Raw genomic sequence first — 17,749 nt, 5'->3', positions numbered from 1 at the left:
GTAAAGTTCGATTAATGCACTCTCAGTTTCTGCCCCGGCCGGATTCGCGAACGGGTCGAAAGGTGATTTTTACGGGCCAGCGTCGACGCCGTCAAACCATACCTCCGGGCAATGCTCGAAAGGGTTTCTCCCGAACGAACGCGGTGAAGAACCGTGCGCTTGAAACGGGGTTTAAAACCGGATAAGCTGACGTTCCGGCCCCGCAAATAATCCCAAACGGAAGCCGTTAAAATAAAATGATCCGAAATCAGGGAGTTGGTCGGGAAATCGTAGACGAACGTCGGGCTGAACGGATTGCCTTCGTAGCGGGTTTCAAAGTGAAGATGGGAACCGGAGCTGCGGCCGGTGCTGCCGCCCAGCCCAATCTGGTCCCCGGCTTTGACCAACTGACCGGACTCCACCAGGGCTTTGGATAAGTGGCCGTATACGGTTTCCAGTCCGTTGTAATGCCGCACGGTCAGATACCGTCCGAAACCACCACCGTCCCAGCCCGATACGCGCACAATACCGTCGAAAGCGGCATAAACCGGGTCGCCGGTTTCCAGGTCGAGGTCCATTCCTTTGTGCCACCGACCCCAGCGAGGACCAAACATCGAGGTTACTTTGCCGTCGACGGTTGGGGCCGACCAGAACCGGTTTTGCGATGGGTCGTATAATTTCAGGTCGATTACTTCGTCAAACTGAAGCGGGTCGATGCCGTAGGGATCGACGTTGTGCGGGTCCCAGATGGCGTAATAATCCGCAATCTTTACCCAATCATCGCCGACCTGTACGGAGTCAATGTACTCGACTACGGCGGGTTCGCCTTCATCGATCGTGGACGTATCTTCGGCAACAACGGGATTCACCTCTTTTCGGGGTTCAAACTGGTTGTTGAAGCGCAGATTGGAAGGTTCCTGTTCAAATTCATCATCCGGTTGCTGAACCGGTGACTGCGTGGGAAAATTGGGGTTTTCTTTTTCCGATTTCTTTGGCTTGATGCTCAGGTTCTTTTTAAACTTACCACGTTCCTGTGCTTCTACGGTCGTTACGCTTGCCATACAGCAAACGCTGGCGAACAGCCACCAGACTGCCAGTTTTCTCATCCTTGGGGATAAAGTTTGACAAAAAGAATGAAGAGTTAGGAGTTAAGAATGAAGAGTTGGCTGACGCGCTTCATTTTCAGTGCCTGCGTCAGCCAACTCTTCATTCTTAACTCTTCATTCTTAACTCCTTTTGTGGTGGTACTTAATTGTATATCATTTACGCTTCCGCGTGCATTTCGACTTCTTTCATGGCTAAGTAGCGCTCGGCATCCAGAGCGGCCATACAGCCCGTACCGGCGGCTGTAACTGCCTGACGGTACGTATTATCCTGCGCATCACCACAGGCAAATACACCCGGCATACTGGTGCGGGTGCTGCCTTTCTCGGTAATGATGTATCCGGTTTCGTCCAGCTCGATATACGGCTTGAAAATGGCGGTATTCGGGACGTGGCCAATGGCGACGAAAAACCCGGAAATGTCGATGACCCGTTTTTCACCCGTCACGGCATTCTTGATCAGCGCACCGGTAACTTCTTCTTCACCAAGCACTTCCTCCGTCTCACTGTTCCAGAGAATTTCAATATTGGGCAGCGACTTTACGCGGTTTTGCATAAACTTGGAAGCCCGCATTTCGCCCCGACGAACGATCATGTAAACTTTTCGGCACAAATTGGCGAGATAGCTGGCTTCTTCAGCCGCCGTATCACCCGCACCGACGATGGCAACATCTTTGCCCCGAAAGAAAAATCCGTCACACACCGCACAGGCTGAAACGCCTAATCCATTGAGCCGCATTTCCGACGGCAACCCGAGCCACTTGGCCGAGGCACCGGTGGATATAATAACGACATTGGCACTGATTTCCTGCTGATCGTCAATGACGGCTTTATGAATAGGGCCGGAAAAATCGACGGACGTAACCACCCCATACCGGATATCGCTGCCAAACCGACGGGCCTGCTGTTCGAGATCCGCCATCAGCTGGGGGCCATTTACACCGTCGGGATAGCCCGGGAAATTATCAACTTCGTTGGTGATGGTTAATTGACCGCCCGGTTGCATTCCCTGGTATAAAACGGGTTTCATGCCCGCACGGGAAGCATAAATGGCGGCAGTGTATCCGGCCGGGCCGGAACCAATAATTAGGCAATTGACGTGTTCGGTGGTCATCGTCTGACAAAGAATAGAATGTTTAATCTGGTCAGTTTTTAGTCAAATCGTAGGCCAGACACAGAAAAAACAAGCGCAAAGGTGCAAAAAATTCCCGGCGAAACCAACTTAACGGATAATGAACAATTAACCATGAATAATGAACACCAGCCCACAACTAATGCATCACTGATCGCTTCAAAGCCCCTTTTGGCCGTTCACTGAGCCGTCGTAACCGGCCGTTTCAACTATAAAATCCGCCACTCGATTCGGCGGTTAAGTTTGCGGTTTTCTTCCGTTGTGTTGGGCGCAACCGGGCGGGTTTCGCCATACCCCGCCGATTTAATCCGGGTTTGCGCCACACCCGCTTTGGCCAGATAACCGACGACGGCCTGCGCCCGCTTTCTGGATAGTTCCAGATTATTGGCCGTACCACCCTGGTTATCAGTATGTCCGGCGATTTCAATCGTGACGGTCGGGTTAACTTCAAGAAACTTTACCAGCCGGTCAAGTTCGGTGCGCGACTTGTCGGCCAGATCATACCGGCCGGTTTCGAAGAAAATATTGTTCAGCGTTTCTTTCGAAGCCGCCCCCCCATCCAACGGCTTGATCGGTTCCAGCGGCACCGTCATCGTCAATCCTTCTCCTTCCCGTTTCTGCGTAAAGTCGAACGACAGACTTTTGAATAAATAGCCCGGTCCAATGACATACAATGCATATTCGCCACCCGTCGGCAAGACGGCGGTATAGTGCCCCGTCTGCGGGTCGGACTGTACCCGCGTAACCAGTTGATTGGTTGCCAGATCGATCAGTTCAATCGTGGCCTTGAGCGGTTTTTTCGTGCGCGCATCGGCCACCAGTCCTTTTAAATAGCTGACCGGACGGACTTTCTGGCGAAGGGCATCGGGTAAATCGAATACGTAGAGCTTGGAGCGCTGCTTGCCGTCACTCGCCCCCTGTTCCTGCGAATAATAGGCGTGCGTGCCGTTGGCCGACACAAACAAAGCCGCCTGATCGTCGGATGTGTTGATGGGATAGCCCAGATTCTGCGGATTCGACCAGCCGGTGGCCGTACTGTCGGCCACAAATAAATCGTAGCCGCCCAGGCCCATGTGGCCTTCCGAAGCAAAAAACAGGCTCAGACCGTTGGCATGAATAAAGGGCGACGCTTCATCAAAAGGCGTGTTGATCGTTTTCAGATTGTAGGGCGGTTTCCACTCGCCATCGTCGCCGAGTTCACTGCACCAGATATCGCGCCGTCCGACCCCGCCTTTCCGGTCAGAAACAAAATACAACCGCCGGCCGTCCGCCGACAAAGCCGGTTGCGACTCCCACGAGCGGGTGTTGATCACCGGACCCAGGTTCTGTGGCTCCGACCAGGCCGTACCGGTTTTGTGACTGATGTAAAGATCACAACTTCCGTAGCCGGTGCGTCCCTGACAAACCGTAAAAACCAGCGTCCGGCCATCGGCTGAAAGCGACGGCGTGCCCTCGTTATTGATCGAGTTGATGAGGGGCGAAATCGATTCCGGTGGGCTCCAGGTTTCGCCTTTTTGGGTCGAAACCATCAGATCCTCGTCGCCTTCCGGTTTCAAAACCGTGTAGACCAGCGTCTGTTCATCGGCGGTCAGGACCGGGAAATATTGCGAAGGAAACGCCTGAACCGTGGCCGATAAGGGTTGCGGCTTCACCGGCAGCGGATTTTGAACCGCCTGTTCCCCAAAATGCGCCGTTTGCAGCAAGCGATCGACGCGCTTCCATTGCAGGGACTGGGGCGTAAACAGTTTCTGATACCGCTCGATGTAAGGAATCGCTACCTGATAATTCCCTTTTTTGAGCAAATATCCGCTCACAAACTGATAAGCCGGCCCCGTGATGGGATTCTCAGGCTTCTGACGGATTGCCCGCTGATACACCTGTAATGCCTGATCGGGTTGCCGCATAAATTCGTACACCTGCCCCAGTTTCAGGTACGCTTCTGTGTAGCCGGTATCCCGTTCAACCGCTTGATGAAACAATTCCAGCGACTCCGGCATTTGGCGATTAGCCAGGGCATCGACTGCCTTTTTATAAAGCTCAACGGCTTTTTTATTTTGGCCGAACGAAGAAAAAACGAACGGGGGAAAAAATAGAACGGCAAAAAGAACGGCAAAAAACACGCCCGTTTGTTGCCGATTCGCTTCCCCTACGGAATGTCCATGAACTTGTGTGTTTGCAACGAAACCTGCCATTGCGGATGCTGTTTTACATAGTCAACGATCAGAGGGAGCATTTCATTTGAACGACTCCACTCCGGTTGTAAAAACAATTTGCAATGCGGTTGCAGCGACCCGACAAAGGACTCTGCAAACGCAAAATCGCTTTTGTTATAGATAATAACCTTCAATTCGCTGGCCTTCTGAAAAATATCAGGATTCGGTTCTTTGAATTTCTTGGGCGAAAAACAAATCCAGTCCCAGATGCCGTTCACCGGATAAACGCCCGAAGTTTCAATATTCGTCTGAAAACCGGCTTTTTTGAGTGCCAGCGTCAATTCCGTCAAATCGTGCATCAAGGGTTCTCCGCCCGTAATGACCGCCAGGCGTCCGGGATACTGCAAGGCCCCTTCAACCAGCGCATCGATGGTGTATTTTGGATGCGCATGAACATCCCAGGACTCCTTGACATCGCACCAGTGACAACCCACGTCGCAGCCCCCAAGCCGGATGAAGTAAGCGGCTCGGCCGGTATGCGCCCCCTCCCCCTGCAGCGTGTAGAACGATTCCATGACGGGAAGCTGTTCCATCGTGTCAGTTTGTTGATTCAATACTTGATTCATGGCGCAAAGTTACAGAATTTGCGGGCGATGGTTTATGTATTCCCCGGCTTTCCGCAGCCTTTATGAAATATCGCCCTTGGATGTCCCTGATTGCCGGTCTGGTTTTGGCGGCAATCAGCACCTTATTCATCAGTACCCGTCCGCAACGTGCGGCCACGAGACCCAATATCGTGTTCATTTTTGCCGATGATCTTGGCTGGGGTGATCTCTCCGGGTATGGTGCTACCGACCTGAAAACGCCCCACATCGACAGCCTGATGCGGGCCGGCCTGCGCTTTACCCGCTTCTACGCCAACAGCTCGGTCTGCTCGCCCAGCCGGGCCGCTTTGCTCTCGGGTCGCTGGCCCGAACGCGTGGGTGTTCCCGGCGTGATCCGGGATGATTCGACCGATAGCTGGGGCTATCTGGCACCGGGTCTGCTCCTGCCGAATTATTTACAAAAGGCGGGCTACCATACGGCTTTGGTTGGAAAATGGCATCTGGGATTGGAGCCGGAGAACGCGCCCAACGAACGCGGTTTTCAGGAATTTTACGGTTTTCTGGGTGATATGATGGATGATTATTATACCAAGCTGCGGAACGGACATAATTTCATGCGCCACAACCGCCAAACTATCGATCCGCCCGGCCACGCTACGGAGGTGTTTACGGATGCCGCCATCCGGTATCTGACGGCTCGAAAGGGGAACTCCAAACCGTTCTTTTTATACCTGGCCTACAACGCTCCCCATAACCCGTTGCAACCACCCGCCGAATGGCTCGAACGGGTTTTGCAGCGCGACTCCGCCATCGACCCGACACGCGCTAAACTGGTGGCACTCATCGAGCATATGGACGCCAACGTTGGCCGGGTAGTCGCGGCTTTAAAAGCCAATGGTCAGCTGGCAAACACCTTGATCGTTTTCACAAGCGACAACGGCGGCTGGAAACCGGGGAAAGCCAACAATGGCCCGGTTCGGGATTATAAAGGAACTCTGTACGAGGGCGGTATTCGCGTTCCGGCCGGTGTGGCCTGGCCGGGTCACATTCAGCCGGGCCGGGTGTCGGACGAACGATTGCAGCTCAGCGACTGGATGCCAACCTTCCTTGAATTAGCCGGGATCAAAGCCCCTGCGGAGCTTGACGGAAAGTCGATGACCGGGGTGTTGCTGACTGATCAACCGGACGCTTCCACCCTGGAAGCGATCCGGCAGCGGCCACTCTTTTTTATCCGGCGCGAAGGCAACGATACCTACAAGGGGCTGACGACGCAGGCGGTTCGGCTGGGCGACTGGAAACTGCTGCAACCCAATCCGTTTGCTCCCTATGAATTGTATAATCTGCAAAAAGATCCGAAGGAGACGACCAATCTGGTCAGTCAGGAAAAACAGAAAGCCACGGAGCTAACCCAGTTGATAATGACTCATATCCGGCAAAGTGGCGCAACGCCGTGGCAGAAAAGAAAATAGGTACCGATGCAACTTACCGGTTTTTCACCGCATCTTGTGAGCAGGACACTTACCATTATCTAACCACCATGCAAACGAAAAGAGCATACCTGTCCGTACTGGCGTTAACGCTTCTGGCGGGTTTTTCAGAAGCCCAATCCGTTACGAAGCAATTCAGTATCAAGCCATTCGACCGCATCGACATTGCCAACGCGATTGATGTCGAGATCCGCAAAGGCGGTTTTGAAATTGTAGCGGACCTGTCTCCCGGCGAAACGGAGTATTTGACCGTTAAAAGTGAAAACGGGGTTCTGGTGGCACGCTTCAACCGGCCAGCCGGGCACTGGATTCCGGGTAAAAACCGCAAATCGCCCCGATTGCTGGTTACCATGCCAGCCTTGCGGGGCATCACCCTCTCCGGCGCTTCGGACGGCGAAGTGACGGATTCGTTCGACACGGAAGAATTGGATATTACGTTGTCGGGAGCCGCCGATTTGACGATGAAAGACGTTTCGGCCCATCGCATCCGGCTGAAAGCTTCCGGTGCTTCTGACACCAAACTACGCGGAAAAGCCAAACTGCTCGATGCCGATATCTCGGGGGCGTCGGATTTACAGGCTTACGATTTAACCGTCGATGAAGCCCTCATCCGGGCTTCGGGTGCCAGTGATGCGTCGGTTACGGTTACGAAACGGCTGGAGAAATATACGCGGGGTGGCGCCGATGTTTCACACCGGGGCAATCCGCAGACGGTTATTACCAACGAAAAAAAATCGGATGATTAAGCCGACGACCCCCGCATCCAGTGTACCGCATCGGGTGCCATTTCGAGGCCAACCAACTGCCCAACCTTGATTTTTTCGTTGGATGCGGCCATAAACGTGAGGTTTACGAAGCGGTTCATCTCCACTTCCACCTCAATGAAAGCGCCTTTAAAAAAGATATTCCGAATCGTGCCACCAAAGCGTCCGTGGTCGGACATCCGGATGTTTTCCGGCCGAACGCAGGCCAGGGCGTTCGGCTGATAAGCGTGGATGATGCCCATCAAAGGCAGGTGCTTGGCCCGGATCAGGTTGGCAGGCCCCGTCATCTGGGCCGCATACGCATTGTACGGTCGCCGGTATACATCCATCGGGGCGCCCATCTGAACCAGTTGGCCTTCCTGTAAAATACCGATGCGGCTGGAGATAGACAGCGCGTCGGTCGAATCGTGGGTTACAAACAGACAGGCGGTTTTTTCGTTGCGAACCAGATCCAGCAACATGCTCCGGATCAGTTCGCGGTTGGGCAAATCAAGGTGGCTGAACGGTTCGTCGAGCAATAATACGGCGGGTTTTTCGGCAACGGCGCGGGCGATGGCCGTCCGCTGTTTTTCTCCGCCCGATACCTGACGGGGTAAGCGGTGCTGGACCGATTCCAGCCGGCACAGACTGACCAACTGATCGACGCGAAAATCCTGGTAGCGTTTTTCGTAAAACCGCAACGAGTAGGCAATATTTTCCCGAATCGATACATTGGGCATCAACTGATACTCCTGATGCACCAATTTGATATGCGGATGCCCCGCCACCAACTGTTCCGATGGCCCTTTTATCCGTTCGTTATTAAGCGTAACGACGCCCTCTGTTGCATCGGTCAGACCGGCAAACAGATTCAGAAGCGTACTTTTCCCCGAGCCACTAGCGCCTATCAACCCCACAACCTCACCCGGTTTTATAACCAGAGAAACGCCCCGAACGGCGGTTACGTCCCCGAAAGATTTTATAAGATGGATAGATTCAAGCAATTGATCATACTCTTTTTCTGTGCATACAATTCACTCATCAGCAATGACTTATCGATATTTTAAACCAAATTAAGCTTTGCCGAAGCTGTAAAATTAATGAATTACGGGAATAACCCGCCGATAAGATTTTGTCATGTGTAAGAAAATAAATCCCTACATCCCAACCGTCGGACCGGTTTGAAGGGACTTTTCAGGGGCCCGTTCCTTCCGGCCGGGCCCTGTTCAGAATGCAGCGGTTTTATCGCTTTCCAAGCCAGTAGAAGAACACGACCAGCAAAATAAAAGCCAGGATCACCAGGGCAATTTTCCAGGCCGATTTGGGTCGCTCTCCGGCAATCTGGCCGGTCTGCCCGTTGACCAAAAACCGGTATTGCTTGCCGTTATAGAGATACATGCAGATCCAGAGCGGCAGCAGAATGTGTTTAAACGTCTGATCGGTCAGGGTCGTATCGACAGTCAGGTTGCGCTGCGTATCGCCCCCCATCTGCGACGCACAGGCACTTTCTTCGCGGCTCCGAATCTGTTCTTCGGCTTTCCGCGCACTTTCCTCCAGGTCGATGCTGTAGACTTCAGCTTCCCAACCCAGCAAAATACGGGGGTCGTAATCGACCACTTCTTCCAGGTTGTAGCGACTGGCTTCCTGGACCTGACTTTCCTGCTGCGACAGGTTCCGGGACGCCATTTCGAGCATATCGTCGTAGAAAGCCTGGTGCGAACCACTCCGGTATTCCCACCGAACCCGTTGCTGCTGCTGCGTTACGACTTTCCCGTTGGCATCCCGTACCTGCACCGGAACATAATAATAGAAACCGGCTTCGCCCGAATAATCCGAATGAGCCTGCGCGTCGAACGTCCAGAATGGAATATAAATACCGTGCAGATTATCCAGCATGGCACCCGCTTTCAGGTCCGAAGGAGCCAGCCAGCTATCCCCCACCCAATGCCTGAACCGTTCCAGGGCCTGCTCTTTCGAAATTCGAAACGGTAACAAACCCGCCGGTTCGATGAGCCGGGTTTTCTGAGCATCCGGATTGACATTTTTAGAATTACAAAATGCGCAGGTAATCGTCGGCGCATCGTAATTGACGGTGGTTTTCGCACCGCAATTCTGGCAGGTAAACAGACGCTTTTCTTCCGTCGGCGCGTTGGGCAACTGGCGGTTTTCCACCCGAAACGAAAGCGGATTTTCGTGTAATTTACTCTTGGTGAACGCAATAGCTTCCGTGTTGCCACAGTAGTCGCAACTCAGTTTTTGTTTCTCCGCCGAAAATTTCAACTGCGCTCCGCAGGTCTTGCAGGGAGCACGAACCAGGTCCGAAAGTTCTGATGGCTGCATGGTGGGACGCGTAAACGGCTTGCCGTATACCTACCAAATTTGGGCTATAATCGGGCTAATAACTCGGCTTTCTTGGCATTGAACTCTTCCTCGGTCAGAATCCCGGCGGCTTTCAGTTCGCCGAGCTGTTTGAGCAGATTCATCACTTCGGTTTTGTCTTCTTTCTGCGGTTGGGGCGTGTTGGCAGCGTTGGTGTTCTGCATGAAGTTGCCGAGTCCGCCCAGCAAAACGGCGGCCCCGCCGGCGCCACCGTTTTCGGCGGCATCTTCGAGTGCAACGCCAGCCTGAAACTGCTGAAAACGAGCCATATCACCCACCATATTCATCTGCGTCGTTTTGTCGAGGAACGCTTCGACTTCGGGCGGCAGACTGGTATTTTCGACGTAGAACTTGGTCAGCTCAAGGCCGTAGCCCGTAAAATCGGACTGGAGCAACGGCAGCAGTTTGTCGCCAATTTCCTTGTAATTGCGCGCTAAATCATAGACCGAAATCCCGGCTTCGGCAATTGTATCGGTAAAATTGGTGACGATGGCCGACCGGAGTTGATCTTCCACATCGCTAATGCGGACGATTGGCGTCGTTCCGGCAAATTCCTTGATAAACTTCCCGGCATCGGCCACCCGCAGCGCAAAAACGCCAAAGGCCCGAACCCGCACCTGTTTCAGTTCGGGGTCACGAACAATAAACGGGTTTTGGGTGCCCCATTTCAGGTTGGTGAATTGCTTGGTGGAAACAAAATAAATATCGACTTTGAACGGCGACTCGAAACCCATCTTCCACGAACGCAGGGTGGTCATGATCGGCATGTTCTGGGTCGTCAGTTCATACCGGCCCGGCTGATAAACATCGGCAATCCGGCCTTCGTTGATGAATACCGCCACCTGCGACTCCCGAACGGTTAGTTGCGCTCCGTATTTGATGTTATTGCCGTTGTCCGGAAATTTCCAGATAACCGTATCGTTCGAGTTGTCGACCCAGTCGATAACCTCGATAAACTCATTTCGGATGAAGTCGAAAAGTCCCATATGCTGGTCTTCGACGGCCCTAAGACCATCGCATTTCAGGGTTTTGAAGTTTTATATGCCCAATTCTACGCAAAAAAATCGAACCCGCACGGATTCGATTTTTTGAACGGCAAGAAAAACCCGTCAGGCGTTCCAATTCCGGTAAGAAAGTGATGAAGGCGACCGGGTGGTTATTCCTGCCAGCCGTATTGATCTTTATCCAGAAGCAACAGGCTCATTAACAGGTGGTCGCGCCTATCCTCGGGCGTTGATGGCCCGAAGGTCACTTGTGGGCCGTTACGATCACCCCAATGTCTCCTGTAATTTTCTTCGTTTAAAGTCGTCAGTTCAGCAAACTTCGTTTTTACATGGTCGTAGATTTTGTCCTGGATGTAGTAAAGTTTTTGCCGTAGATAAGTTGCCGTAGCCCGGGTTGGTTCGTCCATCCATTGATTAAACTGAAAGTAATTCGGCCATATATAATCCAGTTTATGCTGCAGTAACGTTATCTTCAACAGATTGGGCATACACGTTCGGGCAAACCGAAAATGATCAACCAACAACATCTTTTTGGTTGCGTTTAAATACCGCTTGTATTCCGCCTTTAAAAAGTCAATTTTGGTAGTTTCCTGAAATAGCCCCGTCAATTTTACCGCAGCTGCCTGGTTTAAACAATCAGGTAAAATTTTTTCTTCAAGAATCGTTAGCAGCGATTGATTGTACTCAATTTCATGAAATTTCCGGTTGTCTTCCTCCACCAGTGCGCTTTCGTAATTGCGAAGGCGAGTTTTCAGGTCGGCTTCATACATTTCGAATTGATCGCTCGTCAGAATATCTTTATACGTTGCCCATTCAAAGTCATATTCTTCCCACTGCAAAAAGTCCTTATCTTTTGATTCCAGATTTTTATCCGCTTCGTATTTATAAATACATTCCGCCTGACCCCGGGTTAACGTGAGAGCATGCAGAGCTTTATATCTCCCCTGCACCAGTTTAATCAGTCGGCTGTATTCCTTAGGAGTTGTTTGAAAGCTCATTTTCCAAAATTTCGATTAAACCAGGCCATTGGAATATCGGCTTCAAACGGACCGGTTTTGGTATCAATTCGTTTTTCAAATCGCCCTTCACTTGTAAAGCCTATTTTCTGATAAAATTCAATCGCTCTTGCGTTGCTTTCTCTGGCAATCAATTCGATCCGTAAAATATCCGATCGGTTTTCTTCAACGTGCTTTAACAAATCCATAAAAAGGCGTTTTCCCAGCCCCTGATTCTGAAAATCTGGATGAACGACGATTGTTAATTCAGACAGAATGTGATTAAAAACGCGGGGTTCCAGCTTATAACTGTGAATTTCAGCACGTATAACGCCAGGATTTTCCGGATCTTCGATGACCAGCGAAACACCATTCCGAATCGATTTTTGCAAATTACCAGCCACATAACCGGGCGTTATTTCGTCTACTTCCCGGGCAATTCCGCCGGGTATCCGGGCAACCTGTTGATAGAGGTCGTAAATGCCAGCCTCATCTTTTAATTCGGCAAACCGGGTTTTGTAGTTCATAGTCAGTCGGAATTTACTAAATCCAGGTAAAATAAAAACCATCCCCTATACAGAGAATGGTTTACTATCGTTTAAAGGACGTTTAAATTTCCACATTTTCTACCTTCTGAAAGTGCTTCATCGCTTCATTTGCATTTTCAAATGCTTTCCGGTTTTTATAGCGAAACCAGCGCTGGGTAAAATATTTCTTCATAAAATTATCGATCCGCATTTCACCAAGCAGGTTCCAGGCGCCTTCGATCCGTTTCAACCAGGACTCGTTCAGCACCCGAAGAGACAAGGCATAACCGCCATCGATGTATTCGATGTAATGCCAGTAACCCGCTGGAATATAGAGCGTTTCACCGTAATCCAGCGTGCATTCATAGCCTTTTACGTGTTGCAAAGCCGGGTATTTTTCGTAATCCGGCTTATTGACATTCATGTACGAAATAACCGAAAATGGCAGTCGATACAGCAACGGGGTGTATTCGGGGGCAAATAAAACCACCCGCTTCCGACCCACAAACTGCGTCAGGAATACGTGCGAAAGGTCGATATCATAATGCATATGCACTACCGAACCGGCCCCGCCGTAAAACATGAAGGGCAGACTCATGGCAAAACCATCGACCAGATCCGGTTTCAGAATATCTTTCTTCAGCGAGGGAATATGCTTGAAAATATTGAAGAGAAAAATGCGGAGTTCAACTTGCTGATTGGAGGAGATTTTATCCAGATAGTCGCCGAAGTTCATGCGCTCGTCGACAAACATGGTGCTCTTATCGGGATCAGCTGGCTTGTTATTGTACAAATCAACGGTTAAATGCCCGGCGCGCTCTTTTAATTTATCAAACGACCAGTTTTTATACGCAGGCCAGTCGTGGCAAAAATCCTGAATAACGGCGGGTTGGTGATTTTTAAAATAAGACTGCTGAAAAAGTGCTTTATCGTGCTTACTAATGCGATCGATTGGTACGAGGTCCAGTGCCATACGGGTAGATGAATACAATGTACAATCAAAATTTTATTGGATGTAACAAGATTCTTACCGATGAGTTCACGAAAAGGCGGGAAAGTTAGGTAGTTTTAGAATTAAAATTGGATTAATTTTATCCAAAAACGAGACCGATCAGCCTTGCCGCCGTACCCCGTCCAACGATCATCTGTAAACGTGCAAAATGATGGGTTGAAAGGTACGGCGGAGGCTGGCCAGGATGACGAATCAGAAGATAAATTTCGTCGATAAAAACTCGGATTTATGCTGCTCGACGATGTCGTTCAAAATGCTCTTGTTTTGTTCCGTGTCTTTCGTAGCCACAACGGTACGAATGGAAAACGACCGTAGCGCATCTTCCACTGACAGGGTTCCTTCGGCCGAATCTTTCCGACCCGTAAACGGAAACGTATCCGGCCCGCGCTGACACTGGGCATTGATATTCACGCGGCTCACCTGATTGACCAACGGGTCGATCAAATGGGCGATCTGCCCGGTTTCGCTACCGAAAATACTCACCTGCTGCCCGTGATCCGAATTGATGATGTAGTCGATCGGCTCTTCAATGTCATCGAACGGTACCACCGGAACGACGGGGCCGAATTGCTCTTCACGGTATAGTTTCATGCCTTCTTTAACCGGATAAACCAGCGCCGGAAACACAAACGATTCCACGGTTGTGCCGCCCCCTTCGTTCATAATCCGGGCCCCCTGCGCTTCGGCATCACGCAGACATTCGTCTAGATAAGCCGGTTTTCCGGGTTCGGGCAGCGGGGTAACCTGCGCGCCTTTGCCCCACGGCATACCGGGTTTCAGCTTGTTCAGTTCTTCGCCGAACCGCTGCAAAAAGGCATCGGCTACCGACCGGTGCACCCAGAGAATTTTTAAAGCCGTACACCGCTGCCCGTTGAACGACATCGTCCCCAACATGCACTCTTTTACGGTCAGTTCAATGTCGGCGTCGGGCAAAATGATGGCCGCATTTTTGGCATCCAGACTCAAAATAGCCCGCAGTCGGTTGCTTTTGGGGTGCATTTTTTTGAGACTATCGGCCACCCGGCTCGAGCCGATCAGGGCTAACACATTGATCTTGCCGGACTTCATCAGGGTCGGCACCACCGTAGCCCCCCGGCCATATACGGTATTGACAACTCCTTTGGGAAACGAGGTCCGGAACGCTTCCAGCAACGGATAATGCAACAAGGTTCCGTGTTTCGGAGGTTTGAATAAAACCGTATTTCCCATTAAAATAGCGGGAATCAGAGTCGTATACGTTTCGTTGAGCGGGTAATTGAACGGCCCCATACACAACACCACGCCCAACGGCGACCGGCGGATTTGCCCGATGATGCCCTCCTCGATCCGGAAGCGCGAACCGGCCCGGTCAATGTCCTTGAAGGCATCGATCGTATCGTAAATATACTGCACCGTGCGGTCGAATTCCTTGATGGAGTCGGCCAGTGTTTTACCGATTTCCCACATCAGCAGGTTCACGACGTCTTTTTTCTGCTCCATCATTTTTCCGACGAAGCGCTCCATGCAGTGAATACGATCGGTTACGGATAAGGTCGGCCATTCGCCCCGACCGTTGTCGAAAGCCCGTACGGCCGCATCCAGCGCGTCCAGGGCTTCGTTGTCGTCCATCGGAAGCGGATAACTACCGATCACTTTCCGCACCAGCCCGTTTGGCGTTTGAATAAAAACCGGTGACACTACCTCCTGCGTCGGGCCATCCCACGGGCGGATTTCACCGTCGACGAGATATTCCCGCTGGTGCAATTCTTCGATCCGAAATTCGTCCGGAACCTGGTCTTCTGCCGGAAATAACATTTCCAGCTGCTGCGCTAAATTAGTCATACTATAAAATTAGAAATGGTACTTGCAGAGCAAATTGACACAAAAAACCGCCCCGGATTAAGGCCGGCCGGTCAATGAATACGAAGTCGATGAAGAAGATAAAGGTACGCGCATTCCTGGAACCCTTGTGCAAAAGTACGGAAACTGTACTTAAACGAAGCGAAAACACCAGGCGAAAAATGGATTGAAGGAACGATTTGGCGCTCTATATTTCCTGCTTTTTTAAACAATACGGCGCACTAGTTCAAAAAAACAGCCCAAACCGGGTCGTTTGGGCTATTTTAAAAAAAAAGGATTCAACTTACTGCTTCAGCAATTTCACCGTAACCGCCCGCAGGCCACTACTGACCCGCAAGATCAGCATACCAGTCCGTTCGCGGTCCATGCTAAATCGTTGCGTTTCCAGAGCGCCGGCGGTTTCTACCAACCGCTCACTCACAACACGCCCGCCAAGGTCGGAGATTTGCAGACGAACCGTTTTTCCTTCCGCTCCGCGTATTTCCACCTCGACCTGGTCTGTAACCGGGTTGCCCAATACCGTTACGTCCAAACCGGGTTCCGCCGGTTCGGCCGACAACCGCGCTGACGATGAGCAAGTCAACGATTTAGGAGCATATTTCAAGACATACGAACTATTCAGCACCCGGGCACTTATCTGGTGCGGGAGGTTATCTTTCAAACTCGCCGGGGTGGTAAAGCTATAGGCGTGACTGCCATTTCCTTTGCCGGCATCCAATAGATCGGTTCTGAAAATAGTCGCGTTTGTGGTGCCAATCACTTTGCCATCGGCCGAAAATTCGAGCATTACCGGCGAATTCGGCTTGTTGCGGTCCCAAACCCACCCCCGGATGGTTCCACACTCGACTTTGTCCAGATACCCCTCAAAATTGCCGGAACCATCCTGATCAGGTGGAGAATCGGAGCCCGGCGGGGTGGCAGAACTCACCTTTATCAGAAAGTGGTCCGTCACCGAAGCGCCATCGTTATCCGTTGCTTTCACCGTCACACCAAGGGTTGTTGCCGACGTTGGGGTGCCCAAAATGAGATTGGTGGATGAATTATAACTCAATCCCGCCGACAAGCCAGTTACTTCCACCTTCGCAATGGTTCCGTCCGAATCCCTGAATTGATTCTCAGACACTTCACAACTAAAAGGTTTGCCAACCGTTGCGTCGCGGTCCGCAAAGGCATTGATGACCTGCGGAGCCTTGTTGACGTCCGGCGAAACGGGCGCATCCGTCTCATTCAGTAAATCTTCGATCAGTGTCACCTGTACCGGTTTCTGATCTGAATTAGTATATTGATTGGTCCAGCGGGTGCTGACCGGCGAATAGGAATCGCGGAGTATTTCCGACAGTTTGTAGCTGATGGTTCCGCCGGTTTGTACCTGCGTTACGGGCTGGTTGAGTAAACCGGCATCGACCACCCGCCGGATCAATTGATTGAGCATACCCCGAGCCTCCGACCCGCCAAAGTTGGCCAGCGTCATCATGGAGGCCCCATGTTCGAAACACTCCTTTACCTGGTCGAAATACGTCCCGACCGTCGTTGTTCGAAAAAACATGCCATCTACCGCATTGATCAGAAACGCACCGGGGGTTAGATTGCTCCGCACCACGTCCATCGAAAACCGGTGGTTGTAGGTGGGGCCGTCGTTAAACTTCAACCCGTCGGCATTCTGGTTCAAACTTTTGAAAGCATACGTCCCCCGCAAGCCGCTCAACCGATCCCACACCGCTCCGTGCTGGTTGACCACCCGGATTGACCCATCGACGGATTTTATCGTATTGGTTATATCATTCAAAAACCGTTCGAGCATGCGGTGACGAAAAACGTACCAGTCGAGTCCCTGGCGGCTGGCACTGAATACACCCCGCGGATCGCTGGCGTTGCCGGACGGTGGCGACACGGAATTCCAGTCGCCAAAACCGGTATTCCAGCGTTTATTCAGATCGCTTAATGAAAACCGGCCCCGGAGCCACTGCCGGAATGCTTCCCGCATGGGATCACTGTAATCAAAGCCGATGGTAACCTTGGTGCCGTCGGCTTTGTCTAGCACCGGAGAATACTCCGATTCCAGAGCCGGAGAAGTCACCACGGAGAAAAATAACAGGCGGTTTTGCTCCTGCAAATACCGGTACCGCTGCGTACTTTCCCTGACAAACGCCTTCGCCAGCTCAACGGAGGGCTGGTAGGCGTAGCTGAACTGGGTAATCCCACTCCCCGTGCTGCGTGAACCATCGGCGGCCTGCATCGTTTCGTTCGTTCCCCAAAAGCCGCCCAGTTGCGAAATTTCGCGCCCTACGTGAATGCGCAGGGCAATTTTCAAACCAAGTCGCATGGCGGTCTGCACGTGTGAATCAATGACCTTCCAATTGGCCACGCTTTGCCGGGTTGGATACACTTTGTCCCAATTGATGGTAATTTCAACGGCATTACAGCCGGCAGCGGCCGAATTTTCGATGTTTTCATCGTCGACCCGGGGATCCGTTTCAAAATTAAAAATGGTAATACCCACATATCGCTGGTGGTTGACGGGCACCGATTCCCTCAGAAGCCGGGCAGCACGGACGGGCGCAGGAGGAGCGGCAGCCCCCGTACACCAGTAGGAATTAAAACTGAATCCCAAAAGGAAAGCAAGGGAAAACACTGAAAAGTTACGGTTTTTCATTTTGTGTTGAGTTGGTGGAAAAAAAGCGTATGCCGTTAGTTTGCTTGCAAAAGCACACGACTATGCCTCTCGGGTAGAAACCCCGAAACAGCTTGTGATCCGGTAGCTGGCTACTTACCGGTTTTCCCCCTTTTGAAT

The 17,749-nt window shown here is 51.5% G+C and carries 14 protein-coding genes; 2 read left to right on the top strand and 12 right to left on the bottom strand.

From position 1 onward, the window contains the following. Positions 1–11 precede the first annotated feature (11 nt). The 4 genes from EHT87_RS04730 to EHT87_RS04715 form a co-directional block, all read right to left on the bottom strand. Positions 12–1,085 (bottom strand): peptidoglycan DD-metalloendopeptidase family protein, encoded by a 1,074-nt coding sequence (locus tag EHT87_RS04730; RefSeq protein WP_124904356.1) that lies wholly within the window; start codon positions 1,083–1,085, stop codon positions 12–14. Between the two features lie 157 nt (positions 1,086–1,242). Beyond that, positions 1,243–2,196: a thioredoxin-disulfide reductase gene (gene trxB, locus EHT87_RS04725; RefSeq protein ID WP_124904354.1), complete on the bottom strand. Its 954-nt coding sequence runs from the start codon at positions 2,194–2,196 to the stop codon at positions 1,243–1,245. 227 nt (positions 2,197–2,423) lie between these two features. After that, the gene (locus tag EHT87_RS04720) at positions 2,424–4,406 is read right to left on the bottom strand and encodes an OmpA family protein (RefSeq protein ID WP_124904352.1); all 1,983 of its coding nucleotides are present in this window, start codon (positions 4,404–4,406) and stop codon (positions 2,424–2,426) included. Continuing rightward, a complete protein-coding gene (locus EHT87_RS04715; protein WP_229320848.1) occupies positions 4,361–4,993 on the bottom strand; it encodes a 7-carboxy-7-deazaguanine synthase QueE in 633 nt (210 codons plus the stop codon). The genes EHT87_RS04720 and EHT87_RS04715 overlap by 46 nt, the downstream gene beginning before the upstream one ends. A gap of 62 nt (positions 4,994–5,055) precedes the next feature. Here EHT87_RS04715 and EHT87_RS04710 point away from each other — a divergent pair, with 62 nt between their 5' ends. Continuing rightward, a complete protein-coding gene (locus tag EHT87_RS04710; protein ID WP_124904350.1) occupies positions 5,056–6,441 on the top strand; it encodes a sulfatase family protein in 1,386 nt (461 codons plus the stop codon). 68 nt (positions 6,442–6,509) lie between these two features. After that, positions 6,510–7,205 carry a head GIN domain-containing protein gene (locus EHT87_RS04705; protein ID WP_124904348.1) on the top strand — a complete coding sequence of 232 codons (696 nt, stop codon included), beginning with the start codon at positions 6,510–6,512 and terminating at the stop codon, positions 7,203–7,205. On the opposite strand, the gene EHT87_RS04700 is transcribed toward EHT87_RS04705, so the two are convergent. From EHT87_RS04700 to EHT87_RS04665, 8 genes are all read right to left on the bottom strand, one after another. Beyond that, on the bottom strand, positions 7,202–8,206 hold the full coding sequence (locus EHT87_RS04700; RefSeq protein WP_124904346.1) for an ABC transporter ATP-binding protein: 1,005 nt from the start codon (positions 8,204–8,206) through the stop codon (positions 7,202–7,204). The genes EHT87_RS04705 and EHT87_RS04700 overlap by 4 nt on opposite strands. Positions 8,207–8,444: 238 nt before the next feature. Next, positions 8,445–9,542, bottom strand: coding sequence for a TFIIB-type zinc ribbon-containing protein (locus EHT87_RS04695; protein ID WP_124904344.1), 1,098 nt, complete (start codon positions 9,540–9,542; stop codon positions 8,445–8,447). A 44-nt stretch (positions 9,543–9,586) separates the two neighbouring features. Next, positions 9,587–10,567, bottom strand: a complete 981-nt coding sequence (locus EHT87_RS04690) for an SPFH domain-containing protein (protein ID WP_124904342.1) — start codon at positions 10,565–10,567, stop codon at positions 9,587–9,589. Positions 10,568–10,737: 170 nt separating this feature from the next. Beyond that, positions 10,738–11,583, bottom strand: a complete 846-nt coding sequence (locus EHT87_RS04685) for a hypothetical protein (RefSeq protein WP_124904340.1) — start codon at positions 11,581–11,583, stop codon at positions 10,738–10,740. Next, the gene (locus EHT87_RS04680) at positions 11,580–12,107 is read right to left on the bottom strand and encodes a GNAT family N-acetyltransferase (protein WP_124904338.1); all 528 of its coding nucleotides are present in this window, start codon (positions 12,105–12,107) and stop codon (positions 11,580–11,582) included. The genes EHT87_RS04685 and EHT87_RS04680 overlap by 4 nt, the downstream gene beginning before the upstream one ends. 82 nt (positions 12,108–12,189) lie before the next feature. Then, positions 12,190–13,080, bottom strand: a complete 891-nt coding sequence (locus EHT87_RS04675; protein WP_124904336.1) for a cupin-like domain-containing protein — start codon at positions 13,078–13,080, stop codon at positions 12,190–12,192. Positions 13,081–13,311: 231 nt separating this feature from the next. After that, complete coding sequence (locus EHT87_RS04670) at positions 13,312–14,940, bottom strand: NADP-dependent glyceraldehyde-3-phosphate dehydrogenase (RefSeq protein WP_124904334.1); 1,629 nt, start codon at positions 14,938–14,940, stop codon at positions 13,312–13,314. 301 nt (positions 14,941–15,241) lie between these two features. Continuing rightward, positions 15,242–17,611, bottom strand: coding sequence for a beta-galactosidase (locus tag EHT87_RS04665; protein WP_124904332.1), 2,370 nt, complete (start codon positions 17,609–17,611; stop codon positions 15,242–15,244). Between the last annotated feature and the right edge of the window lie 138 nt (positions 17,612–17,749).

It is taken from the genome of Larkinella knui, from assembly GCF_003858645.1.
GTDB lineage: Bacteria > Bacteroidota > Bacteroidia > Cytophagales > Spirosomataceae > Larkinella > Larkinella knui.
This window is presented reverse-complemented; position numbering and strand designations above follow the sequence as displayed.